The organism is Fibrobacter sp., from assembly GCA_017503015.1.
Lineage (GTDB): Bacteria > Fibrobacterota > Fibrobacteria > Fibrobacterales > Fibrobacteraceae > Fibrobacter.
Genome location: JAFVTX010000009.1, coordinates 1 through 24,422, shown reverse-complemented (window position 1 = coordinate 24,422; position 24,422 = coordinate 1). Strand labels below are relative to the sequence as shown.

Genomic DNA, 24,422 nt, shown 5'->3' with positions numbered 1-24,422 from the left:
TTCTTAACCTTCACAATCTAGCAAATTACAGCGTCCGACGCCCAACGCCCGGTACCCAATGTCCACAGACAACCGCCCGTTTCTAGCGGGCAAGCACGAACATCATTTCCAGATGGGGCGTCTGGGGATAAAAGGCGAAACCTTCTGCACGTTTCAGGGTAAACCCCGCCGTACTGAACTTTGCAAAATCCCTGGCCAGGGTCACCGGGTCGCAAGAAACGTAAATCAGCCGGTTCACGGAACTCTTCACAATTGCCGTAAGTGCCTCCGGCGGAAGCCCCGTCCTGGGAGGGTCCACTATCAGGGTAGCTGGCTTGTCCACCACGTTTTTCGCGAGCCATTCCTCCGCCGGCGCAGAGACGTTTTCTACTTGCGTAAAGGGGGAAGCCTCCCCCTCGCTCCAGCGGCTGTCCTCCTTCACCACCTTCTTGTCATCCCCGCGCAGGCGGGGATCCCCCTGTTGTCCCTGCTTCGAAAGCGAGCTCTCCGCCGCTTCCGCTACCCTCTCTGCGGGGGACACCCCCGCAACGCCCCCGTTTCCACATAAATTAACCTTCGCATACCTAAGGCACAGCGGTTCCCGTTCCACCGTAGTGACCCGCTTGAACTTGTCCTGCAATATGGCGGCAAAGAACCCGACACCGCTGAAAAGGTCTATCAGCCACTGGTCTGACGCCGCGCCCGAGGCAATGCCCTCGTCCACAGCCTCCCGCACGGACTCTACCAGACGGGGCAACAGGGAAAGGTTGCTCTGGAAAAACACGGAGGCATCGCTTACAATTTCTTTTCCGCCCATCTTGACGGTGCTGACGGAACACTCCTGCCTGCGGGATTCGGGCATACCACGGTAGTAGTAGGCCACACGACCCCTGCCATCGTCGAACAGGTTCAACTCCAAATCTTTCGGAATTCGCTTCAGTCCCTTGAAAACATCTGCGGACTTGGCATTTTTCAAAAATTCGTTCAGCCCGGGAGCGAGCACCGGACAATTCTCTATGGCCACCACTCCGTTGCTCTCTTGCTTGCGAAATCCGAAACGGCAACGGCCATCCCGCTCTCCCAGGTAAACCACCCGGGCCCGGTTCCTGTAGCCCCAGGGTTCGGCCTGATAAATCTTGAAGTTCGCAGGCAATTCCCGATGGGCTATCCGCTTGAAGTTTTCCCGCTCAACCCGTTCCAGGTATGGAACCTGTTTCGCGGAGTCCAGATGCTGCAAGCTACAGCCACCGCATTTCCCATATAATGGACAGCGGGGCTGCACGCGGTCGGCGCTCTTTTCCAGCACTTCCACCACCCGACCCCGTGCAAAGTCCTTCTTGCCCGTGGTCAGTTCCACCCGGCAGCGTTCCCCGGGGAGTCCTCCCCGCACAAAACACACGCGACCGTCGTCCAGGCGGGCAAGTCCCTCGCCCCCCTGCACCAGTTTTTCTATGGAAAGTTCACAAATCACGGAGAAAATATAGCATCCGTGCACCCTGCTCTACCTTTTGCAAAAAAATAAACCTATATTACTGCATTATGAAGAAAATAATCCTACTCCCCATTTTGGCCACAATGGCCCTCTCCCTCACGGCCTGCGGCGGGCATTTTGCCAAGACCCAGACCACTGAACAGCAAAACCAGCCCCTGGACTGCACAGGCCTCCACATGAAGCACGCCCAGTGGCACTTCACCGACGCCAACGGCCTTGCCCTGGATGTAACCGGCGCCTGCCACAAGGGCATGAAGCACGGAAACTTCGAGTTCCTCGTCGACGGCAAGAAAGTCGCCGTCACTAAGTTCGTCAAGGACACCGAACAAAAGACATCCTGCGAAGCTACCGGCGAAAAGACCAGGGATCCCCTGGAAAAGTGCCTCGCCAAGGTGGGCAAGTAATTATCAAATTACCCTCAAGGAGCCGCGGCAACGCGGCTTTTTTTATATTGTAAATGAAACAGACGTGGAGAAACAATGGGATACGATTACACAAGTCACAGCAAAAAATTCGCCATTCGCGTTTTGCTCGCAACGTTCCTTTGCGCCGGAATTGCTGTACTTTTGGCATGCAGCGACGACAGTTCCTCCAGTGCAGGTGACGAGTCCACCGTATCTTCGAAGACCAGTTCCCTGGAAGTGGACGAAGAGCACAACATAATTACCTGGACTACCGAAAATTCCAAAGACTTGTGCCTCCTTGAAAACGGCTCGTTCACGTGGAAAACAGTGAACCTGGGAACCTCTAAGGAATCCGCCCGATACGAATTCCGAGGCGACACCCTGGTACTATACTCCCTGGTTTACAAAAACGGCGAACAAGAACGATTCGGTCGCATGTACCTAGGCGGTACGGCGGGCAAGATATACGGCACTTGGAGGGCCCTTTTCTGCGACTTTGACCCGGTAGAAAAAAACACCTTCTGCGCAACTGGCGACGTCTTTACCACAAAAACCATTACCCTTTCCAAGGGAGAAATGATTACCGAAACTCAATATGACTTTGAAAGGTACAGCGCCCAGAAAAGCGGGAACCTGGTACTTTCTGAATTGACGGCAGACATTCTCCGGGCTTTGAAAGGAACATTCGAACTCTACATTCCAGGAGCATTCATCGATGACTCCGCAAGAGTCCTGAGCCTTATTCAGGAATACAAGATTACCACAGTTTCGCAAACCAAGACATCCATCAACCTCAAGATGGATGGCAAGGAATACGCCCTCAAGTACAACGAGGCCGAAGAGACCTTGGCCAAGGATGGCAGCGAAAAGGTGAACCGCACCGTAAAGCTGGAACTATCTTCGGGAAAAACCACCTGCAACCTGGACTTTGAACGGACCTTTATGGAAAAGTCCCTGTGCAAAAGCGAAAATAAGGACTACCTTGACATAAACAAGGAAATTATTGACGGACAGGGAAACACCCTGGAATATGCCGTTGCCTACCTGGCCAACAACCAGGAGGAATTCGAGAAGTGCGTCAAGTCCGTTGCCCCGGCTTCAAGCAGCAATGGACAAGGCTACGACGGCGAACTCAACTAGCCGCCCTGCCGTCTAATGGTCGGCACGGCGGCGAGAAGCGTCTTGGTGTATTCGTGCTGGGGGGCGGTCAGAACAGTTTTCGCCTCGCCCCGCTCTACAATTTTCCCGAAGTACATGACCAGAACCAAATCGCTCAGGGCACGCACCACCTGCATGTCGTGACTGATAAACACGATGGACAAGTCCAGCTCCTTGCGCAGGTCGTCCAGCAGGTGCAGAATCTGGGCCTGAACCGAAACGTCCAGGGCGCTGGTCACCTCGTCGCAAAGCAAAATCTTCGGCCGGACCATCAGGCTCCGGGCAATGCAGAGGCGCTGCCGCTGCCCCCCCGAGAATTCGTGGGGGAACTTTTGGAGAGACTGAGCAGGTAAGGAGACCCGCTCCAAAAGTTCCTTTGCCCGTGCCTCCGCCTCAACCTGCTTTACACCACGGGCAAGCAGCGGCACTGTCAAAATTTCAGAAACCGTCTGTCTCGGATTCAAGCTGCTGTAGGGATCCTGGAATATCATCTGCACCAGGTCCGAAACCCGCCTGCCCGAAGGTTCCAGCCGCCCTTTCGCCACATTTTCTCCAAACAGCCTGAACCGCCCCTCCGCCACAGGGACAAGCCCTACCAGGGACTTTACCAAGGTGGTCTTGCCACAGCCGGACTCTCCCACCACCGAAAGAATCTTCCCCTGGGGCAAGTCAAAAGAAACCCCGTCCACCGCCGTAAAATAATCCTGGACCTTTCCCAGGACTCCTCCACGACGGGGAAACCGGACCGACAGGTCCCGGACTTCCAGCACAGAAATTTCCGTATTTTCGGACAACCGAAATTACCCCTGTTCCTTGCCCGATTCTTCTTCCAGGCTGTTCAGGGCTTCTTGAACATTCTGTTCCGTCTTCAAGAGAATCTGCCGGCACTTTTTCAGCAGTTCCGTAGCCTCCTTGACCTGGTCCGAAAGCTCGTCGATTCCCATTTCCGAGTTGTCGATACGCGTCAGGATGCTTTCCAGACGGTCCATGGAGTTCTTGTATTCCAAATTTTCGGTACTCATACCCGAAAATATAGTTACATTTAACAGACATGGATTTCAACATGTGGCATAGGCATCCTGTTTTGGCACGGGTCCGTCTCCTCCCTGTGGCGGCGGCGTTCCTGCTTGCAGCCTGCCTAGACATTCCGAACACTCCCGAGCCCAAAAACACGGCATCTTATGTGACGGTCTATGCCGTCCAAAAAGACAACGCGGATTCCACCAGTCTGAAAATCCATCCCGAAGATCCCGCCACCCTCAAGGCCGTGGTTCACCCCAGAGGTCTGGAGTCCGAACTAAACTTCAGCTGGTACAGGGATTCCCTGCTAGGGAGTGGCGTCACCTTCAAGATTCCCGCCTACCCAGAAGAAGACGAAATCCCCAACAGGCTTGTGGTAAAGGACGATGAGGGAAATTCTGTTTCATCAGATTTCGAGATTACGGTCAACAGTCCGCCCGCTTTCACTGAAGATTTCTTCCCAGCTCAGGGCGACACCCTGTACGGTACCGTACGCACATCCTTCACCTTCAGCTGGAAAGCCCACGACAACGAAGACGCCTCCCTGGATTACATTCTAGAACTGGATACGACCCACTACTACGTCGGAGCCTTGGAAAAAATTCAGCAGTCAGGTCTCCGTGCAGGCATCCACCTTTTCCAGGTCATCGTGAAAGATTCGGAAGGGGATACCGACACCCTGCCTTTGGTCAAGTTTTACGTGGTTGACACCCTGGAGTCGAAAAAATGAAGTTTCACGCCTCCATCTTCGCTCCCTTCGCAGCCCTCGTATTTTTAGTCGCCTGTTCTGATAGCGACCAGTACCTCTACGATGAAGAAGATTCCGTCGCCCTCCAGATTCACGCCGAAATGACCCGCACCTACGAAATAGAATCCGCCGAGTCATGGGACGACCAATATCCGTGTATTGACAACTGCACGCCCCAAGTCAAGCCTTCTCGGGTCAGAGCCGACACCGTCACCTCCAAGGACACCCTGATCTTTATTGGAGAAATTACGCCAAACAGGCAGGCCCATTACCGCGAATACTATTGGACCTTGGACGGCGAAGACTTTTCCAACGACATGAACTTCCGCAAGCCTGTAACCAAGCCGGGATACCACGAAATCTGTTTCGTGGTGACTGACCACTACGGTGACACCCTGCGAGACACTCTACGGCTCTGGGTTTCAAACCCGCCTGTCTTAGAGACCCAAGGGTTCATTCCCGCCATAGGGAGCCAGGGACTTTCGCCAAAAGAGGGCATCACCTTCGCCTGGCACGGCTACGACCCCGATTCCATTTCGAAAGTGTATTACAAGTTCGAGATCCAGGAACCTCGGGGTATCCGCTATACCGACGACCGACATCCAAAACTCTATACGGTCAGCCATTCTATCCTGGACACCCTTATCGATACACCGTACTTCACCTACTGGGACAACCCGAATTTCTACCACCGGCTAGAAAACCTGAAATTCTACACCTGGAGTGTCCGCGCGGTCAACGAGTTCGGTCTGGAATCCGACTCGCTCATCCAGGGGGATTTCTTTACCAAAGGGAACAAAAACGAAGGCGGAATCCAGACATTCATCCGTTTCTCCAACGAATCCCTTTACGACAGATACTACTCTAGCAACCACGGAAAAATCCATCTAGACATCCTGGATTCCTTATCTAATCCGGTGGTTGAGCACGAGATAGGTCTAGACACAAATCAATTCGTCGTTTCTCCGCTGAAACCCGGCAAATACAAAATCATCGCAAACCTACCGAAACTCACGGATTTTAGCCCCGACACAGCCGATGTGGTGGTACAACCCGGAGAAATCGCCATTGCAGACACGCTACGGCTGTTGGACACCATACCTCCATCCAACAAGCACCCCTCTCCCGAAGGCCTCCTACAAGACCTCGACACCCTGGATTTTTTGGACACCCTCCGATTCTATTTTGAGGAACACGGTGGTGGCGTCTACCAAAATTTTTTCTGGAACGGGCAGGAACTGCGAGGCTCCTCTTTCTTCCGTGAAATTTCCTACAATGAGGACCGGACTGCAGACACAGTCTTCTTAGTGCTGCCCAAGACATACAAGAGCTGGACCTACCAGTTACTGTCCATCAGCGCCTATGACTACAGTGGCAACCTAAATTCCAAGACCTACGTCATCAGGCCAAGCTTTGAAAGACCTGAACCGGAGTCCAGTTCTTCCAGCGCAGAAAATTCCAGCAGTGCGGGAGGCAAAGATGACTAGGCTATTTTTTGGCGCTGCTCTCGCCTGCCTTTTCCTGTTTCTTGCAGGTTGTCGCGAAGACGCCGTAATTTCAAGAACAGACATCCAGTTCTTGCAGCAGGGAATTCTGGTCACCCACTGGAGCGATGAAGACCATTACTCTAAATACACCGAACAATTGGACACCCTCTACATCAATCAGGGCGAACAAGTCCTTTTCACCGCTGGTTACGCGATAAACGGCAACATCATTTCCTCGGACAGTGCCATGAATCTTTACAGCTCCCACTATTGGGAACTGGAAGGCGAAAGCATCAATTCTACAACCATTGAAAGTCGTTTTGATTCCGTCGGTTACCGCATTGTTGTCTTGAATACTATCGACTTTTCCGGAGACACTTTAAGAGACACCCTCCACATTTTCGTGGGCTCGCCTCTGAGCATTACTCTTGTAACGCCTGCTTCAGACGCACATATTGAACCTCTATCCGACGACTACATTGAACTGAATTGGAACATTACGGGCATTGACCCATGGGAAAGTTCCGAATGTACCGTCTATGCCGTTGTCGCCGAAGGCGTTTCCCTTTCCAAAAGCACGCATTGGCTTGACATTCTGGACTCCATAAACGCCCTATCCATCGGGGACTGCAAAAGCGGGATGCGCCTCAAGGGTCCCCTAATTTCAGAAAAATGGCTTCAAATGAACGGGCTCGACCTCAAGGACACATCCCTCATGGTCTATTGGGGCGTCAAGGCAACAGCATTCACCGACAACGGTTTTGAAGAACAGGCCAGAGACGCGTCGTCTTTCAGCACAAAGTTCACAGAGCGAAGGAACTCGGTTATCCAGGTCAAACCCATCTACGAAGGACTAACCCCAGGCTCCAAAGTTTCTACCAAAATCGTTCTCATCAACGCTTTGGGCGACACCCTAAAAACAGTAAGCTACGAAAAGCCTAACGAGCCATTAAACATCAATGTCCAACCTCAAAGTGGACTACGCATCTACACCTACGAAACAAAACTGACGGACTACGAGGCCAATCCCATCACAATTGACATTCCTGAACGTACCATGATCCGCCTAGGAGACAGCCTTGTCTTTACCGACAAGATTCCACCCAAGGCATCTCCCGTAAAAACCTCTCTCGCCCTCACCGACAGCGTCAGGTTCTACTTCATGGATAGCGGATCAGGAATCAACCCCACCCAAAAGAAATTCGTCATCGCCGATTTCGACACCGTCACCGTGACTTACGAATCCAACATTCTTTCTTTCGCAAATCCCTGCCGCAAAGATTGCCAAATCAGGATCCCTGTCCCCGACAATGCCCGAAATCGTAATTCCGAACTATTCTGGAGAATGGTGCCGGACAAGGATTCCCTCCGGATTACAGGTCCCTTTGTCCAAACGGAGGATCAATAATGGTTTTCAAAATAATCATTCCCGTCCTCCTACTTTTAGGTCTTTGTTTCGCCGATGAAAACGCCCCACGGGAGCGGTACCTGCATGTATCCACCAACCCCTCCGGTGCAGACCTTTATGTCGGGGACGCACACCCCGATTTTTCCAAGAACCCCGATTACCGTATACCGGCATTTGTCCCTGTGCCCTTGGACAAAGACCAGGTTCTCATTACACTTTTCCGTCCGGATTTTAAGGACACTAGCATCAACGTAACCCTTTCTCAGAAAGACACTTCCTTCCTAATCGTGGGCCTCGCCCCTGCCTTTGACGAGACGTTTCTGCAAGAGCAACAAGCGGACTTGAACCACCGAAGCAGACGAAACCTGGGACACCGTCTAATGATCGCCTCCATCGTCCCGCTAGCTGCAAGTGCCATTGCCGCAGGGGTCTCCGCTTACGAAATCAACAAGGCCAATGACTGCAAACGAAATATCGAAAACACCGTCATTACATCTGGGGACAATTACCAACAAGACAAAAAGGATTTCAAGGAGTACCGGGACAATGCCAAAACGGCAAAAAAAGCGGCTCTTGTTTCACTCGTTGCAGGCGGCGTTATCCTTTCGGTCGGACTCTTTCTATCTTTCTAGGTAAATCATGAAATCCACGTGCATCGCATTAATCCTTCTACTCGCCCAAGTCCTGCTTGCCGCAGAGCCGCAAGGGCCGTCTGTCAGCGTGGAACTTTTATCTGGCACCAAACAAAAAGCCCAGTTTCTCGGTATTCAAAACGATACCGTCCAGCTGGGCGGCTACATCAACAACAAGTTTACCGTTGTCCGTATTGCCAAGAGCAAATTCAAGTCCATCATAGATACTTCAGGTACAGATTTACTTCTGGCAAGCCCCGCAGATTCTGTACAGGCAGCATCTCCGGACAGCACAACCAACGCAAACGATTCTGCACAGGTTGCCACGAACGACACCCTCCAAGACGACTCTCCTACCGCAACGAAGCCCCTTGAACTATCTTCTCCCACCGTTCTAGTCAGTTTCGAAGACGAAATCGGCGACTCCACTTTGGCGATGCAAATCAACACCTTCGCCGCCAGATTTTTGTTGGAAAGCGGAGAAAAAATTCACATTCTAAAGAAAAAGGACATTCCCGACTGCAGCGACAACATCTGCCTGCAAGACTCCCTTTCTGCCAAGGGCGCCACTACCATCTACTTTGGAAAGATTTCCCCCGTACAAAAGAAAGATTCCCTGAAACTTCAGCTTATGCGGGTGGTATTCGAAGAAGAGCTGCCCACCATCTACAAGAGCGAACTTAGAATTTCCCGTTCCAAGGCTGTCACCGACGCTCTCTCCAAAGACAATCTGAAAATCTTTCTTTTAGAAGCCCAAGGCAAAGACGCCTCTAACTTAAAAGAAAAAAAAGGCTACATCTATATCGATACTGACCCCGAAGGGGCCACACTTTCTAGAGCCGAGGACAACGCCCTTTGCAGGTCTCCCTGTACAATTCCGGTTACGGACACCGCTGCCGTTACCATTCATGCCTTTTGGAACGTAGACCAGCATTTGTGGGGTGGGTCCACTACAGTCCACCCGATTATGGGCGATACCGTCTGGAGATCGATGAAACTGAAACGGGTCAACCCCGAACTCCGGATTATCACCAACCCGGCAGGTGCAGAAATCTTCTCCAGCAGAGGGGAAATCACCAAGCGCAGCAAGACTATCGGCACCACTCCCGCCCGCTACCCCATCATGGAGCCGGGACTTGTCCAGTTTAAGCTTCGCAAATTCGGATTCAAGGACTCTTTGGTTGCGGTCTATGTTCCGCCCATTTCTGATGTGACCGTTAATGTAGATTTGACGCAAGAAACCGATTTCAAAAAAATCCAGTCGCAACAGGAATGGGAAAAAGCCCGTAAAAAAATCCGTCTCGGCCACACCATGATGGGAGTTTCCATCGCACCCTTAATCGTCGGGGCCCTGTTCACCTACCTCGGCCAGTTGGATTACGAAGACGCCGAAGACATCAAGGAAGAGCTGAACGGTTCCGCCACCGCGGGTGGGGAGTTCTATCAGAAAAAGGTGAAAGAGAACAAGGACCTGGTAAGTGACGGTGACCAGAAAACAATCATAGGGCTTACGCTCATCGGGGCAGGCATCTTGGTGCTCGGTGTAGGGTTCTTCATTTCTTTCTAGAAACAATTCATCAAAACACCCCGAAAAAAAGACACCTACCCCCCCTTTCATGCGCAAAATCACACAAAAAAACTAGATTTGTGCATGATGCGTAAAGTATTACTTATTTCCCTGCTTTTTGCCGTAGCCGCCATGGCTGCCGATTTTGAGCGTTCCAACTGGAGAATGCAGCTCTATGTTCAAGGCGAATTTGCCTATTTACAGTTCAAGGATAGCGACCCGGAACTACTGTTAGACAAGATTGACGAGAAGGTAATGACCTTCCCCATCAATGCGGGCTTCCTCTGGAGCCCACTGATTACTCCTTTCTATAAGGCAGACATTCCCTTCACCTTCTGGCTGGGCGTCGAAATCAACTCCATCCAGTTCGGAGAGATTGCCAAAAACCCCAAGTTCTATTTTGAAAGCGACAACTGCGACAAGGAAAAAGGTTGCGGCGACGCCAATAAGGGCGAGTCACTCTCCTTCCGTTCTTACGCGCCCTCATTCTTGGCGGGTTTTTCCTTCAACCTCATCGGCGATCTGGACATCAGGCTTCTGGGTGGTTACGGATTCCAGTTCTTCTCTTTCTACGACGAACGTTTTTCCCACACAGACCAAAAGACCAGCGTCCTTCCGACCGCATTTGTTTCGGGAGCACTGGAATACAAGATTGGTGAACTCTTCAAGGATATTGATTTCAAGATTGGCGTAAACGTCCGCAAGGAATTTTTGCCCTACGAAGACGTCAAAGCCACCGGAAAGGCTCCCAAGGCAAACGAAGACGCCAGCATCCCTGCCGGATACTCCGGCATCGAATTCGACAAGATTTCCTACAAGTTACCCGTACGCGTGGGTCTGGAACTATCTCTTGACTTTGGCCGTGAAAGCCGCCGCGACCGCCGTATGAGGTACGTGCTCCACGACCGCGACGACGTGCTCCGCAAGAACAGCGAAGTCAAGGACACCCTGTCCGACTGGGACTGCATGGCCATCGAACGCGACTACCGGTTCTTCTTGGACGAAGATGGCAACCTGCCCGACATGAGCGAAGCTTTCACCAAGACCCAGTTCTCCGACGTGCTGGAAAGCTTCCTCGCCTTCTGCCACCCCGAAGACCTGGCCACCAAAGAAAAGCTGTATGCCACCCTGGATACCGGAAAGGTCCAGTTGAAGGAATACCAGACCAAGCAAGAAGATTCTCGTTTCGAGCAGGTCATGGCATCCAACGACCCCGAGATGCTGGCCATGTACCTGGAATACTATCCGGACTCCCCCCACAGGCCCGAGGTGGAAGCCAAGCTGCAGGTACTGGGTGAATACCACAAGTTCCGTGAGATTCAGGCCCAGAACACCTTCAAGGCCTACCTTACCTACCTGAACGACAATCCCAACGGAGCCTTCCGCGACGAAGCCGAAGCCGGAATCTTCGAACTGGTCAAGGGAAGCGGCCGCCTGAAGGATTACGAAATTTACCTGAAGCGGTTCCCCGAAGGTAAGTTTGTGGAAGAAGCGAAGGCGGCCCTCAAGGGAGCCAATGCCGACGCTCCCTCCATGATAGAGGCTCAGACAGGCGAATCGGAAGCCGAAGCAGAACCGGCGCCCAGCAAGAAAAACCACAAAAAGTCCCAGAAGAAATCCAAGGGCAAAAAGAAGAAATAAGCATTGAGGTGCGGCGGTTGTCGCACCTTTATTTTTCACTTAACATCATATGAACTTTAAAACACTTGCATTTTTGCTAGCCCTACTGTGCTCGTTTGTTCTCGCTCAACCAGGGGGCGAAGTCGCCACACAGAATCCTCCGGCAGTGCAGGATTCTGCCGCTACAGGGATTTACACCCAAGTTATTGACTGGTATAACAACAACTTGAACTATGGCACCATCACCCTCCTTATGGCCGTAGAGAGTTCCTTTATCCCGTTCCCGTCGGAGCTGGTGGTGCCGCCAGCGGCCTACAAGGCCCTGCAGCCCGGTTCCGACTTGAGCATCGTGCTGATTGTCCTGTTCGCCAGCATGGGAGCCCTTATAGGCGCGTTTATCAACTATTTCTTGGCTAAGTTCCTGGGGCGCCCTATTGTGTACAAATTTGCCGATTCCAGACTTGGACATTTTTTGCTGATAGACACACAAAAAGTCGAAAAGGCAGAAAACTACTTCCGTGACCACGGTGCAATATCCACTTTCGTGGGCAGGCTCATTACCGTCATACGGCAGCTGATTTCTATACCTGCAGGGCTATCCAACATGAAGCTCCTGCCTTTTACACTCTACACCTTCCTAGGCGCCACCATCTGGAACTGTGTCCTGGCAGTCCTTGGCTACCTGGCTCACGGTCAAAAAGACATTATCGAAAAGTACAACTCCGAACTGGCAATCGCTTTGCTTGCCTTTGGAGCACTCTTTATCGGTTATATGGTGTGGAGCGCGGTCAAGCCTCGAAAAAAAACTTAGTCCTTGACACAACGGACCGAGAAAGCATTGTCCGTCGAATACTTGTTTTCGTGGATGCTTTCGTCACCAAATTCTAGCATACGGGCATAGGCTTTCTTGGTCTTTTTGCCCTTTTCCTTGGAAGAACTCCAGAACAAGGCCCGTTCTTTAAGCTTGTCAGAACGGCCTTCCTTAGAAACGTAACCAGCCGGCAGCACAGAAAATCCCAGTTCATCCGTGCCATTATTTATGACTTCGTATTCGTCCAGATAAATGGCTTCACCCGTGTGCTGGTCGTAAATTTTCTTCTTTTTCTTCTTAACTTTCCAGTCGTCCTTTGTCCTCAAAGTGTTTCCGGGCTTTGTCTTGGAATTCTCCGATACATAAGATACCAGGTCACGCCATTCCGAACGGGAAGGAAGATGCCAACCGACGGGGCACGCCTTTTCGGCTTTTTTCCAGGTATAAAGTCGACCGTATTTTTTGCAATTTTCGGTCTTTCTCTCATAGCACCAGGAATCATCCATGTGCAGGTTGAGGTTCTCAGCCATCCAAGTCTGCTTTCCAAGTTTGATAGTCTTGTAGGTTTTCCCATCGCGATTGTCCTTAAAGGAGCCCTTGGCGGGAGCCGCAACGGAAACAGAGATAAGCCCCATTAGACAAATACATGCAATCCACTTGTTCATACACCAAACCCTTTCGTTCATTATCTGTCCATAAGATACATAATATGCTCAACTGTTTGCGAATCAAAAACAGTCGTCAAAGCTAAAAGTCGCAATTTTTAACACAGCGATTGGCCTGAAACTCAGCTTCAAGAACTTTAACGCCCTTGTTGTAACGACGATAGCTACCGTGGCGAAGTCCCCTTTCGAAGGTCATTTCCTCTTTCAGCGCCCCTAGATCATCGTAAAGTTGTGCCACACCATGAATTTGGCCACGAGAATAGGGAATTTTTCTTCGCAAGGTTCCCCGTTCATCCCACTCCTCGCTCACACCTTCGAGAATGCCGTTCTTGTATATTTCTCTAGACTTTTTCAGTCCATTGTCGTGATAATTGACAGACGGTCCGTTTTCTACGCCTGCTTCGTAAGCAATTTCTTGCCAGGGCTTGCCGTTCTCGTAAAAACTGGAAAAGGTTCCTTCCAAAAGACCATTGCGGTAAAACGCCTTGATTGCAAGTTTACCATCCGGGTGGTACGACACGGACCAGCCCTCCTTGACATCGGTCCCTTGTCGAACAGTGTAGATACGAGCAACATTACCCGCCGGATAAAGCGTCCGGACCGTGTCTAACGGTATTTCTCCTGCTACCGCCCAAGCCATAGCAAACATTACCGAAAAACAGATGAAAAAAAGATGATTCATCGGGCAAAAATGTAGCTATATCCATACCGATTTTGTATTTTGTGTGGGCTCATGCGTATTACTTTCTTAAATCCTCCGTTCCATCCGATGTTCAGTCGCGAGTCCCGCAGTCCCTGCGTGACTAAATCGAGCACTCTTTACTGGCCTATGTTCCTGAGCTATGCTGCAGGGTCGACGGAAGCAGACGGCAATGAGATTCAGTTAATCGACAGTCCCGCCATGGAACTTGACCTGCCCAAGACGCTGGAGGGCATCAAGAAGTTTGACCCGGCATTGGTCGTCTGCAGCACGAGCACCCCGAGTATCCTGAACGACCTCAAGGTGGTGCATGCCATCAAGGACATGCTCCCGAATGTAAAGGTCGCCATCATGGGTACGCATGCCACCGCAGAGCCGCTAGAATCCATGGAGATGGAGCCCGCACTCGACTTCGTGATTATCGGCGAGGCGGACTACACCTGCCGGAACCTCGCGAGGAGCCTGCGGGGCGACGGAGTTCCCGTGAACCAGATTGCGGGACTTGCCTTCCGTAAGGCGGACGGCACCACCGATTTTCAGCCCGAAGGCCCGAAGATCGAGAACTTGGACGAGCTCCCGTGGGTCTCGAAGGTCTACCGCAAACATTTGTACAGCTGCTATAAGAAATATTTCTACGGTGCGAACCTGAACCCGCTGATTGTAATTCTCTCGGGCCGCGGTTGCCCGAACCGCTGCAGTTACTGCGTGATTCCGCAAACGCTCAACGGCCACAAGTTCCGCCGCCGCACGCCCAAGGACGTGGTGGACGAACTGCAGTACATCAAGGACAATTTCGAGGATTTGGGCGAAGTCTTCTTCGAAGACGACACGTTCACCGCAAGCCACGAGCATGTGCGCGAAATCTGCAACCTGATTCTGGAACGCGGCCTCAAGATTACGTGGAGCTGCAACGCCCGCGCCGATGTTCCGCTGGATTTGCTCAAGCTGATGAAGAAGGCGGGCGGCCGCGAGATGTGCGTGGGTTTTGAAAGCGCTTCGCCTGTGGTTCTCGAGAACATTCACAAGGGCGTGAAGAACACTGACAAGGCAATCGAATTCACGAAGAACGCCCGCAAGGCAGGACTGCTGGTGCACGGCTGCTTCATGGTGGGTAACCCGGGCGACACTCCGGAAACACTCCGCATGACGCTCAACTACGCCAAGAAGTTGAACCCCAACACCGCGCAGTTCTACCCCATCATGGCGTACCCCGGCACCGAGGCCTACAAGGAAGCCCTCGAGAGCGGCGCATTACAGACAAAGGATTATAACCAGTGGCTCGACAAGGACGGGTTCCACCGCACCACCATCCAGCGCGGCGAACTCAGCAGCCAGGCGCTTGTGGACTTCTGCGACAAGGCCCGCCGCGAGTTCTACCTGCGTCCGAGCTACATATTCCGCCAGGGAATCATGGCCCTCAAGAACCCGCGTGAACGCTACCGCGTGATGCGTGGTTTCGGCACGCTGGTGAAGCACCTGTTTAGGAAGCACGGGCAGCTCGCCCCTGTGGCGCGCCAGGCCCCGACGGTGAAAGAGTAAGCGATAGACCGCAAACAATTAAAAGAAAACCGCAGCGAGATTCGATACGGTTTTTCTTTTGCAATCTTTTTCATTAAAACAATTTTCAGGAGAATCGAGTAGAGCGAGGCGGCAGGACCGAAGCTGTACAAGCGGTACAGCGAGAGTCCGACAACGAAGCTATACGAAGATTATCGTGAAAATTTACCGGCCGGCAAACTGGTCGCCAGGTCTAATTTCCGTTTCCTTCGAGCCGTTCAAATTCACGAGACGGCTAGGGTCGTAACGCATATTTCGAGCCAGGCCATCGCGGAGCGCGTGCAACCTGTCGAAAAATTCCGCCGGCTCTTGAGCCGTAAGCAAGGTCTGCCGCACCTGCATAGCGGCATCGTCGGAATCTGCCAGATTCTCGCCTTCGCGAGAATGACGAAGGTTTGAGTCTCCGTAGCCATTCAGAGACTTTTCACTCCCGTCTAAACAGAACCCCTTGCAAAGTCTCGCCGCCAGCTGCTTGAGGCGGCCTAGCGCGCCCATTTCCGTAGAACCGTCTTCTAGCTTGAACTTGTAGTAAAGCGGGAACACGTCCAAGGCATCTACTGCAGAAATTTCCTTAGGGGCTAGACCTTCCCAGGCGTCGGCAATCTGGCCAAACAACCAGGGATTGTGCATGGCGCCACGCCCGATGGACACGCCGGAGACTCCGTAATTTTCAATACGGTCAAAAGCCGTCTTCACGCTGTTCACGTCGCCGTTTCCGATTACAGGAATCTTCGCTACGGCAGCCACCTTCCCTATCCAGTCCCAGTCGGCAAGGCCGTTGTAGCCCTGCAGGCGAGTCCGTCCGTGGACGGTGAGCATTTCCACTCCCTCGCCTTCGGCAATCTTCAAAGTCTCCATCACGTTGATACTTTCGGAATCCCAGCCGATACGGCACTTGAGGGTGAGCGGCATCTCCGGGCAAGAACGGTCCAGTGCGGTGCGGACCTCGTGCAGTATCTCCTGCAGGCGGGGCAGGTCCCGAAGCAGGCCCGAGCCGCTCCCCTTCCCCGCCACCTTCGGGGCGGGGCATCCGGCGTTGACCTCTATGAACTCCGGATGGAGCTCCAGCGCGATTTTCCGGGCGGCTTCCGCCATCTTGTCCGGAAACCTCCCGAAAATCTGGATACCGAAGGGACGCTCTTCCGGAAAAAACTTCAGCTGCTTGTGGCCGTCCAGCCTAAAGATGGCGTCACCGTCGGTAGGCACGAACTCCGACACCAGAAGGCCCATGCGGTTGCCCGACAGCACCCGACAGAGCCTGCGGAAAGGCGCATCCGTCACCCCGTCCATAGGACTGAGGATCGTATTTGGGAAAATCTCCCTGTCCCGGAGCCTAAAAGAGGTCCTTTTCGGCTTTTTCACAACTTTCAACATTCTTACCACATTTATTCACAAATTTTCCGCAATGAAAGCCCGAAAAAAATATTTATTTTTCGCTAGACCTATACGCTAATTCGTTGTTAATCCTATATTTAAGTCGTGCCTAACGTAACAAAACAATCTCTTATTCTTGATATAGCCAAGTCCACAGGACTAGCCCGCAACGACATCAAGGTCGTGGTGGAACAGTTCCTGGACCTGGTGGGTGAAAAACTCATCGATGGCAATACCATCGAAATCCGTGGCTTCGGGACCTTCGCCTGCAAACCCCGCAAGGCTCGTCCGGCCCGCAACCCCCGCACCGGCGAGACCGTCCTCATCGAGGAGCGCCTGGTGCCCACCTTCAAGTTCAGTAACGACATCAAGGACAAGATCAACACGTTGGAAAACATTGCCGCCGAAGCCGAAAGCCTCCCCGAGGTCGCATCGGAAACGGCACAGGACTCCGAAGGCTGACCCGAGTCGGCCTCGTGCCCGCGACACAAAATCAAGAATTGATAAAGCCAGGCCTTCTCTCAGGAGAGGGCCTTTATTTCGTCTTCTGTCAAGAACCGCCAACCGCCCGTGCCCAGAGACCTGTCCAGCAGCACCGGTCCAATGGCGACCCGCTCCAGGGTCTCCACGTGATTGCCGACGGCGGCGAACATGCGGCGCACCTGATGGTACAGGCCCTCGCCGATAGAAATGACCACGGAGCCGTTCTCTACGGAAATCTCCTTGGCTTCCACCGGGCGGCGTTCGTCCTTAAGCATCACACCCTTCAGCAGGTCGCTTTTCTGGCCTTCGGTAAAGGGCCGGGCCAGAGTCACGCGGTACTTTTTCAGCAGGCCTTTCTTGGGGCTTTCCACCTTGTGGATAAAGTCCCCCTGGTTCGAAAGCAAAATCAGTCCCGATGAATTGGCGTCCAGGCGGCCCACGGTCTGGATTCCCATGGCCGTAAAGCGGTCCGGTAGCAGGCTATAGACCGACGGATAATCGCGAGCGTTGTGGCTGCACTCCACATCTACGGGCTTGTACAGCATCACGTAGAGCTTTTCCACCGTTGGGATTTCTTCACCGTTTACCGTGATGAATTCGGGCCGTTCCTTGAGTTCCAGAAAAGGGTCTTCCACCACGTTCCCGTTCAGTTCCACCAGACCCATGCGGACCAGGGCGCGGGATTCCTTGCGGCTACCGAAGCCGATGGATGCAAGCAGTCGTTCCACAGTCAAAGCAGGCATTATTCCTCCACCAGCCAGTTCAGGATTTTCGTACGCACATAGCCCAGTTCAGGGAGTTCTCCGGTCTTGAGGACCGCTGCACGGCGACGCCAGAATACAAAGGCGAAAATTCCGCCATATACGGAACTGACCGTCAAGAACCAAACCGTTCTGCACAAATTAACGGTCGCCTCGATATGGCCTGCCGACTGCAAGTCATGATCGCGGGTCCAGTCCATCCGCAGGTCCCAATCTTCTAGAAACGGATAGCCCTTGAGCATGGCGTTCAGGGCGGCTCCATAGCCCATGGACTTGTAGTCCATGCGGATTCCTTCTACGTAGCAATCCCTGAAACGCACTTGGAATACGTTTAAAAAGCTGTTCAGGATTTTCTTGCTGTAACGCAGGCCTCGTTCGTCAATGTCCGGAGTCAGCAGCAGGGTCCAGAATTCCCGTTCCGTCAGGCTTTTCTTGGCTTCGGGTTCGGGGGTTGAGGGTTGAGGCTCTGAAGTCGAAGCCTCAGGTGCGGGGCGCGAGGCGCGGGATTCGTCATCCTCACGAAAGTGAGGATCCGCTTGAGAGGCTTCAGGCTCGGGGCACGGGGATTCAGGTGCGGGGCGCGAGGTTTGAGGTTCGGGGTTCGAGGCGCGGGGTTCGGAGCTCGAAGCTTCAGGTGCGGGGTTCGGCGCAGTCTCCTCCGCAGGCCTTTCTTCTGTAGGCGGCTCCGGTTCTGATTCCTGCTCCTCCTTCGCCTTCCATTCCTTCGTGTAGTTCCAGAGCCTTTTCTTGAACACGAACAGGTCTGCCACGAATCCCGATTCCGTCAGGTGAAAGTCCAGCCGGAACACCACAGGGAACAGCAAGACAACTGCTGCGATGATGGCGACAAGAATCAGGACCAGGCTGAAGACGCTCATTATTCCGCTTCGTCGGCCTTCTTGCTGATAATGTCAATCAGTTCGGCAAAGGACTTGGTCTTGAGAATCTGGCTGAACTGATCCTTGTAGTTACGGGCGGTAGAAAGGTCGTCAATGACCAGGTCCCAGGCCATCCACTTGCCGTTTAGTTGGGTCATCTTGTATTCCAGAACGGCTTCCTTGCCCTTGTTCCACAGGTGGGCCACCACGCGAGCCTCGTTATCCTTTTTCATCTTGGCGGGTTCGTAAATCGTAGAATCCGCACGGTAGAGTTCCAGGCGTTTTGCGCTGGAGTTGCGGACCATGCGCTTGAATTCGGACACAAACTTTTCTTGGGAGGCGGCGTCCTGGGCGTCCCAGTCCTTGGCCGAAAGGCTCTTCTTGGCAAGCATCTCGAAGTCGAAACTATCGCTCAGCAAGTCCTTGACGCGCTCCTTTTCCTTGGCGGTATGGTTGGATTTTTTCAGCAAGGCCTGCAGTTCACCGTCCTTTTTCTTGATGGCGGCAACAGGGTCTTCGGCGGCAAAGGCCACCAGAGAAAGGCCAACAACCAAAATCATCAACTTCTTAAACATAGGGATTTACTCCTTTTTAAAATCTGGCTTGATAGTCTTTTAAACTCAACCCCATCCTGGCAATGAGTTCCGCCACTTCCACATTGTACTTACACACCGCAAAAAGGTAATCTTTCTGCAAGGTCACGTTCTGGGTGTAGGCGCTTACCAGTTCGCCCGTCTTGGACTTGTCCAGGTCGTACTGCATGGCGGCCCCCTTCAGAATGGCTTCGGAGGCCTTGAGGCTTTCTTTCAGGGCTTCCATCTTCTCCTGGGCGGCAACCACCTGGTAATACTGTTCTTCGGCCTTGGCCATCAGGCCGTCCGCCGCATAGGCTTCTTTCATTTTCAGGCCACGGTATTCTACCCGGGCTTCGCGGTAGCCCGCCCACTGCTTCCAGAAATTCAGCCTGTACCTGAGCCCGATACCGATAACGCCCGAAAGCTTGTTCACGGCGTCTTCGGCAAAGGCATCCTTCTGCATCACCTTGCGGTTTCCGGCCCAGCTTTTTACGTATTCCACTTCACCCAGCACAAAGAACTCCGGCGCGAGCTTCGCTTCTGCCAGATCCATCTGGGTTCTCTTGGCGATTAGCCCCGCCGAAAGCTGTTTCAGTTCCGGATTGCTCTGCAAGGTGAGCATCCGCACCTCTTCTAAGGGCGGCAATTTTTCCTTGCGGGGGACAAGCACCGTATCTTCTGTGGCAAAAACATCGCCATCCTGCAGGTTCAGCGAAAAACGAATAGCCAGTTGCACCCGTTTCATGCCCAGCTCCGCCTCGGTCACGCCCTCCTTGACCGTATGCATTTTCGCCTTCAGGTTCAAAAAGTCCATCTGGCTCACATTGGGATCGTCGTCGTCCAGGGCTTCTTCCATCTGCTCGTAGGCTTCATCTACACGCTTCTGGGCATCGGCGGCCAGTCGTTTCATTTCAAGGGCCAGCAGGTAGTTGTAATAATAGGTCTGCAGTTCCACTTCTTTTCGCAAGAGGGCGTTTTCGATGGCAAAGGACTTCTGCTGCACATCCGCTTCCAGGGCCCGCTTGCCGGAGCGGTACTGCCCCAAGTTCAGGGGCTGCACGAACTTGGCCTGCACTCCCCAGAAAGGGCCCATCTTGGAAAAGTCATACACGTCAACCGTATCGCCCCAGTTATCTACAGATTCCTTAAGACCGGGGGCGGGGCCCACCATCATGGAAACGTCCAGGGTGGGCAAAATGGCTTCGGCCTTCAGGCTCTGGATTTTTTCCTTTTTCGATTCGGTTCCAAATCGGGCTTCTGCAATTTGCGGGTCATTTGCAAGCCCAGCCTCGACAAAGCGCAAACAGTCGTAACGGACTTCTCCCGCTACGGCAATGCCTGCAAGCATCGTCAAGAGCAAAAACTTTTTCATCAAGGCCACCTTTGGAAATTGCTTTGATGAAAAAAATTTGAGCGAGACCGAGTGCTGGCAGGAACGAAAAGTGGCGAATACTGGATGTATTTGCCACTTAGAGTGACGAAACAGCACGATGCGTCGCAGCCAAATTTTTGAAAATGAATTTTTAAAGGTGGCCATCAACCTAAATTTATAAAAAAGATTGATTTACAAGCATTTTATACTTGGAAATGACACGCTCATAGTAACGCATGGGCAAGGGCCTCCCCCGCTCCAGCAGCTTGTCCACGGCGGAATGCCCCAGGTTGTAGGCCACCAGGGCTTCTTTCCAGTTGCCGTACTTTCCGATAAGGCGAATCAGGTAGGCCGTTCCCACCGTCACGTTCACCTCGGGCTTGAACAGGTCCTCTTCGGAATTCACCCGGAGCCCAAACCGCCACGCCATCTTCTGGGCCGTTTCAAGCTTTATCTGCATGAGCCCGAGAGCTCCCGAAAAGGCTCCAGACTGCATGCGGCCCCGGGCGTTGGGGTTGCCGTGGCTTTCCTGGGCCACCACCGCAAGCACCATCAGGGGGTCAATGGAATAGGCATGGGATATCTGCCAAAGCTGCTCCGTGAGGCGGCGGCGGGCATCTTCCGAAAGTTTCTTTTCCGACAAAAAATCTACGGCCCGGTCTATCCTCACGTATTCCAGAGTCCAGTTGCCGATTACGTCCAGCTGTTCAATTTCGGCCCTCAGGGCCCGCTCTTTTTTGGAAAGGCTTTCCAGTTCGCTGCGCTGGAGCCCCCAATAAAAAACAAAAGAAAAAAGGACAACGAAGGTAAGTCCAAAGACAAACCCCGCCACAGGCGTCGAAAGTCCAAGACTATTCTTCACGCCGGGTATTCTCCAGGTGCTTCAGGTAAGAAACCCAGTCGCGAATAGCCCCGAAGGAATTCAGCTGGGATGTATCTTCCACCACGCCCAGCCTTTTCAAGGGACCAATTGAAGATTCCAGCTTGTCGATTTCCTGGACATAGCGGTCCCGCTGGCTTTCCAGGGCCATAATTTGGGACTGCTTGTCGGCAATGTCTTTCCCCTGGGCGGCAATGATCAAGAACAAAGTAATAAGCCAACCCATTATCAGCACGCCGGCCGCAATGGCCACACTTGGACTCAGGCGAAGTCCCGTCTTTTTGCCGTAATAGACGCCCACCTGCTTCAGCTGCTTGGAAAGACCAGAACTCTTGTAAGCCTCGCGACTTTCATAGATTTCAAAAATATTCTTGTATCTGGAAAAATATTCCAATAGTTCTTCGTTCCTGAACAGGAGCACCATGGTCGAGTTTCGCTCCCTGGTCTTGTTCATCAAATCCAGGAACATCTCCAAGTAATCATCTACGGCAAAATGGGCTCGCTCTAGATTCAAGAAGAAAAACACTCCGGGGCCAGACATCAGGGAGTCCAGTTTTTCCCGAACGGCCGAAAGCTGGGCCTTGCTCAGGGAACCCGACAGGGAAATTTCCACGTCGTTTCCGAAATCTTCTATCTGTATGTCAATCAGGTCCGCCCTCATGCATCACCTCTTGGAGAGCGTCATGTTCATCTTGCACTCGAATTTTTCCGAGGCGGCCAGGGACGATTTCCAGAAAGGATAAACACGAATTCCCTGGAACATCTGGGGGGCCGCCGCCGAAGACGCACTGAAAATCGGCCCGATAAATACCGGCGTTGGCGTCTCGAATTCCAGTTCTATGGCGGCATCCAGGCTAGAATCGAAAACCTTGAACTTCTTTGCATCCGGATAAATGAAAGGCTCCCTGCGGTCCCACTTGACCTTGGATCCGTCCGCGACAATGCATGGACCCTCACCCGACTCCAAAAGTCCAAGTTCCATCAAGGTCCCGAAATAGCAGGGATTTTCCTGATAGGTGGTGTTGGCCACCTCGTAAGCCACTCCTATACGGGGAGACCCGTTGTCAAAGTGCAGTTCCTTCTTGACCAAGAAAACGCCCTGTTTCTCGCCGACACGGTAGCCCTGCTCTCCGCTCAGCTGCACCTGGGCACTGCCGCTTTCCCGTTTCACCTGGTAATCGTAATGTTCCAGGAACAGGCGGTCGCGCCCGGCCAACAGCACGCCTATCTGCTCTGTGGTCAAGTCCTCATTGGGCAACAGGCATTCCGCGAGGAACAAAGCCGGGCCGCCGTCATCGTGCCAGGCATTCACCAAATTCACGGCAGGAGTCTTGTGGTTGAGCAGCCTGAGGATTCCCCCCTGGTAATAATCCACCAGGCAAGAAATCTCCGGATTTTCCACCCAGATCTGTTTCATGCCCTGAAGCATAAAATCGCTCACGTCTATACGCAGGCCCGAAAAATTCATTCGGGAATCCAGGTCGTGGGCGGCCTTCTGCAGGTAGCGGAAGCCCCACTGGCGCACCTTCAGGCTGCGCATGCCCTCATCGTCTTGCAGGTTCCGGTAAAAAATCGGCGACATGGCGGGCAGAAGTTCCTCGTAGAACTTTTCCAGGTCCTTGCCCTGCAGGTTGCCCTTGCCCCTGTGAAACAGGTTCAGCAGGTCCTTTTGCAGGGTATTGATTTCGGGCCGCTGGACAAGCATCTCCCGGCAAGTGTTGGCCGCAAAGGGGAGTCCCAGCTTGCGACCCGCAGAAACAAGATTGCTGAGAGCCCCTTCCGGCTGGAGCTGGTTCACGATATAGCTCACGGGCCAGGTCTGCACCTCGTTCGTCTCTACAAAATCTACCAGTCGCTCGAAAAAGCCCACAATTTCTTCGGCCTGCGGGGGCAAGTCCAGCAGCACCACCACGGGCTTTTCTTCGTGATTGTAGGATTCCGCAATTTCCCGCCAGCGAAGGTCGTCTTCGCCGATAGCCTTGGACAGTTCATCAGAAACAGGAACCACCCGCATCAGCGAGCCCTGGTCTTCGACAGTGAACCACCCCGAAACCGGAGAATTGCGGCCCAGGGCCTCCCGAACGGCGGCCTCGCTCACCAGCGCATAGTCAAAGGCACACTCCTCCAGCACAGAAATCATGCCCATTTCCCAGACTAGGGACGAATTGAAATAACCCTGGGGTTCCAGACCCAAGAAGGATTTCAGCTTGGACCGGTGCTTTTTCAACTGGCGGACCTGCAAGTCCTTCGGGAACAGCGGAAGCATCGGGTCGTAAAAACCACCGCCCAAAAATTCAACAAGACCCTCGTCAACCCCGGCCTTGATTTTACCGATGGAAAGGGGCTTCGCCGTCTTCTTCAGCATTTCCATGGTCGGACCGTCCATAAAGATGGAGCACTTCACCTTCCGGTAGTTCAGCAAAATCTCGAGACCGTCCGACAGGTTGCGAGCCACGGACTCCAGATTACCATAGGCCGTCTGGGGCGAAAGCTGAAGCAAAAAAGAAACGACGGGTTTCATGGGATAAAGGATAGTAAAAAAGGGGATAGGAGATAGGATCTAGGGGCTAGGTTGTAGGTTGTAGGGTTGCGGGGGACAAGAGGTTCGTGGTGGGAGGCTCGGGATGTAGTGTGGTGTGAAGTGTGAGATGTGTCCTGAAAGCCGAACTGTCGCCCGTGAGCCGTAATAGCCAGGCGCAAGCTGGCTATGAAGGCGAGAATGAGGCGATTCCGGAGCTTCACGTGCGCAAGGGAGCCGAACGGTCGCCCGTGAGCCGTAATAGCCAGGCGCAAGCTGGCTATGAAGGCGAGAGTGAGGCGATTCCGGAGCTTCACGTGCACAAGGGAGCCG

24 protein-coding genes and 2 pseudogenes are annotated in these 24,422 nt (G+C 52.9%); 12 read left to right on the top strand and 14 right to left on the bottom strand.

What is annotated here, in order from left to right; genetic code table 11:
• Positions 1-82 precede the first annotated feature (82 nt).
• Together IKB43_01940 and IKB43_01935 are read right to left on the bottom strand one after the other, a co-directional pair.
• Positions 83-376 (bottom strand): annotated as a pseudogene (locus tag IKB43_01940) (class I SAM-dependent RNA methyltransferase).
• A gap of 168 nt (positions 377-544) precedes the next feature.
• Positions 545-1,474: pseudogene (locus tag IKB43_01935) on the bottom strand (class I SAM-dependent RNA methyltransferase).
• 44 nt (positions 1,475-1,518) lie between these two features.
• Here IKB43_01935 and IKB43_01930 point away from each other — a divergent pair.
• A complete protein-coding gene (locus IKB43_01930; GenBank protein ID MBR2468904.1) occupies positions 1,519-1,875 on the top strand; it encodes a hypothetical protein in 357 nt (118 codons plus the stop codon).
• A 75-nt stretch (positions 1,876-1,950) separates the two neighbouring features.
• Positions 1,951-3,015: a hypothetical protein gene (locus IKB43_01925; protein ID MBR2468903.1), complete on the top strand. Its 1,065-nt coding sequence runs from the start codon at positions 1,951-1,953 to the stop codon at positions 3,013-3,015.
• Here IKB43_01925 and IKB43_01920 read toward each other — a convergent pair.
• Positions 3,012-3,827, bottom strand: a complete 816-nt coding sequence (locus IKB43_01920; protein ID MBR2468902.1) for an ABC transporter ATP-binding protein — start codon at positions 3,825-3,827, stop codon at positions 3,012-3,014. The genes IKB43_01925 and IKB43_01920 overlap by 4 nt on opposite strands.
• A gap of 6 nt (positions 3,828-3,833) precedes the next feature.
• Positions 3,834-4,055, bottom strand: coding sequence for an exodeoxyribonuclease VII small subunit (xseB, locus tag IKB43_01915; protein MBR2468901.1), 222 nt, complete (start codon positions 4,053-4,055; stop codon positions 3,834-3,836).
• 29 nt (positions 4,056-4,084) lie between these two features.
• On the opposite strand from xseB, the gene IKB43_01910 reads away from it, so the two are divergent.
• From IKB43_01910 to IKB43_01880, 7 genes are all read left to right on the top strand, one after another.
• A complete protein-coding gene (locus tag IKB43_01910; GenBank protein MBR2468900.1) occupies positions 4,085-4,783 on the top strand; it encodes a hypothetical protein in 699 nt (232 codons plus the stop codon).
• Positions 4,780-6,288 (top strand): hypothetical protein, encoded by a 1,509-nt coding sequence (locus IKB43_01905; GenBank protein MBR2468899.1) that lies wholly within the window; start codon positions 4,780-4,782, stop codon positions 6,286-6,288. Before IKB43_01910 ends, IKB43_01905 begins: the two co-directional genes overlap by 4 nt.
• Entirely contained in the window at positions 6,281-7,696 is a 1,416-nt protein-coding gene (locus tag IKB43_01900; GenBank protein MBR2468898.1) for a hypothetical protein, read from the top strand. Before IKB43_01905 ends, IKB43_01900 begins: the two co-directional genes overlap by 8 nt.
• Positions 7,696-8,328 carry a hypothetical protein gene (locus IKB43_01895; GenBank protein MBR2468897.1) on the top strand — a complete coding sequence of 211 codons (633 nt, stop codon included), beginning with the start codon at positions 7,696-7,698 and terminating at the stop codon, positions 8,326-8,328. Before IKB43_01900 ends, IKB43_01895 begins: the two co-directional genes overlap by 1 nt.
• Before the next feature lie 7 nt (positions 8,329-8,335).
• Complete coding sequence (locus IKB43_01890; protein ID MBR2468896.1) at positions 8,336-9,895, top strand: hypothetical protein; 1,560 nt, start codon at positions 8,336-8,338, stop codon at positions 9,893-9,895.
• An 84-nt stretch (positions 9,896-9,979) separates the two neighbouring features.
• Positions 9,980-11,536 carry a hypothetical protein gene (locus tag IKB43_01885; GenBank protein MBR2468895.1) on the top strand — a complete coding sequence of 519 codons (1,557 nt, stop codon included), beginning with the start codon at positions 9,980-9,982 and terminating at the stop codon, positions 11,534-11,536.
• Positions 11,537-11,585: 49 nt separating this feature from the next.
• Positions 11,586-12,326: a DedA family protein gene (locus tag IKB43_01880; protein ID MBR2468894.1), complete on the top strand. Its 741-nt coding sequence runs from the start codon at positions 11,586-11,588 to the stop codon at positions 12,324-12,326.
• Here IKB43_01880 and IKB43_01875 read toward each other — a convergent pair.
• The gene (locus tag IKB43_01875) at positions 12,323-13,012 is read right to left on the bottom strand and encodes a hypothetical protein (GenBank protein ID MBR2468893.1); all 690 of its coding nucleotides are present in this window, start codon (positions 13,010-13,012) and stop codon (positions 12,323-12,325) included. The two genes, IKB43_01880 and IKB43_01875, sit on opposite strands and share 4 nt — an antisense overlap.
• Before the next feature lie 61 nt (positions 13,013-13,073).
• The gene (locus IKB43_01870) at positions 13,074-13,673 is read right to left on the bottom strand and encodes a toxin-antitoxin system YwqK family antitoxin (GenBank protein ID MBR2468892.1); all 600 of its coding nucleotides are present in this window, start codon (positions 13,671-13,673) and stop codon (positions 13,074-13,076) included.
• A gap of 51 nt (positions 13,674-13,724) precedes the next feature.
• Between IKB43_01870 and IKB43_01865 the strand changes: the two genes are divergently transcribed.
• Entirely contained in the window at positions 13,725-15,230 is a 1,506-nt protein-coding gene (locus IKB43_01865; protein MBR2468891.1) for a radical SAM protein, read from the top strand.
• 183 nt (positions 15,231-15,413) lie between these two features.
• On the opposite strand, the gene IKB43_01860 is transcribed toward IKB43_01865, so the two are convergent.
• The gene (locus IKB43_01860; protein MBR2468890.1) at positions 15,414-16,622 is read right to left on the bottom strand and encodes a tRNA-dihydrouridine synthase family protein; all 1,209 of its coding nucleotides are present in this window, start codon (positions 16,620-16,622) and stop codon (positions 15,414-15,416) included.
• A 105-nt stretch (positions 16,623-16,727) separates the two neighbouring features.
• On the opposite strand from IKB43_01860, the gene IKB43_01855 reads away from it, so the two are divergent.
• Positions 16,728-17,084: an integration host factor subunit beta gene (locus IKB43_01855; GenBank protein MBR2468889.1), complete on the top strand. Its 357-nt coding sequence runs from the start codon at positions 16,728-16,730 to the stop codon at positions 17,082-17,084.
• A gap of 59 nt (positions 17,085-17,143) precedes the next feature.
• Here IKB43_01855 and IKB43_01850 read toward each other — a convergent pair whose 3' ends face one another.
• The 7 genes from IKB43_01850 to IKB43_01820 form a co-directional block, all read right to left on the bottom strand.
• Complete coding sequence (locus tag IKB43_01850; GenBank protein ID MBR2468888.1) at positions 17,144-17,848, bottom strand: rRNA pseudouridine synthase; 705 nt, start codon at positions 17,846-17,848, stop codon at positions 17,144-17,146.
• Positions 17,848-18,744, bottom strand: a complete 897-nt coding sequence (locus tag IKB43_01845) for a hypothetical protein (GenBank protein MBR2468887.1) — start codon at positions 18,742-18,744, stop codon at positions 17,848-17,850. Before IKB43_01845 ends, IKB43_01850 begins: the two co-directional genes overlap by 1 nt.
• Positions 18,744-19,319: an ABC transporter substrate-binding protein gene (locus IKB43_01840; protein MBR2468886.1), complete on the bottom strand. Its 576-nt coding sequence runs from the start codon at positions 19,317-19,319 to the stop codon at positions 18,744-18,746. Before IKB43_01840 ends, IKB43_01845 begins: the two co-directional genes overlap by 1 nt.
• Before the next feature lie 16 nt (positions 19,320-19,335).
• Complete coding sequence (locus tag IKB43_01835; protein ID MBR2468885.1) at positions 19,336-20,691, bottom strand: TolC family protein; 1,356 nt, start codon at positions 20,689-20,691, stop codon at positions 19,336-19,338.
• Positions 20,692-20,866: 175 nt separating this feature from the next.
• The gene (locus IKB43_01830) at positions 20,867-21,553 is read right to left on the bottom strand and encodes a lytic transglycosylase domain-containing protein (protein ID MBR2468884.1); all 687 of its coding nucleotides are present in this window, start codon (positions 21,551-21,553) and stop codon (positions 20,867-20,869) included.
• Positions 21,543-22,232 (bottom strand): hypothetical protein, encoded by a 690-nt coding sequence (locus IKB43_01825; GenBank protein MBR2468883.1) that lies wholly within the window; start codon positions 22,230-22,232, stop codon positions 21,543-21,545. Before IKB43_01825 ends, IKB43_01830 begins: the two co-directional genes overlap by 11 nt.
• A gap of 3 nt (positions 22,233-22,235) precedes the next feature.
• Positions 22,236-24,092 carry a DUF1926 domain-containing protein gene (locus IKB43_01820; GenBank protein ID MBR2468882.1) on the bottom strand — a complete coding sequence of 619 codons (1,857 nt, stop codon included), beginning with the start codon at positions 24,090-24,092 and terminating at the stop codon, positions 22,236-22,238.
• A gap of 122 nt (positions 24,093-24,214) precedes the next feature.
• Between IKB43_01820 and IKB43_01815 the strand changes: the two genes are divergently transcribed.
• Positions 24,215-24,422: hypothetical protein (locus IKB43_01815; protein MBR2468881.1), on the top strand; the 208-nt coding region annotated here is incomplete at its 3' end.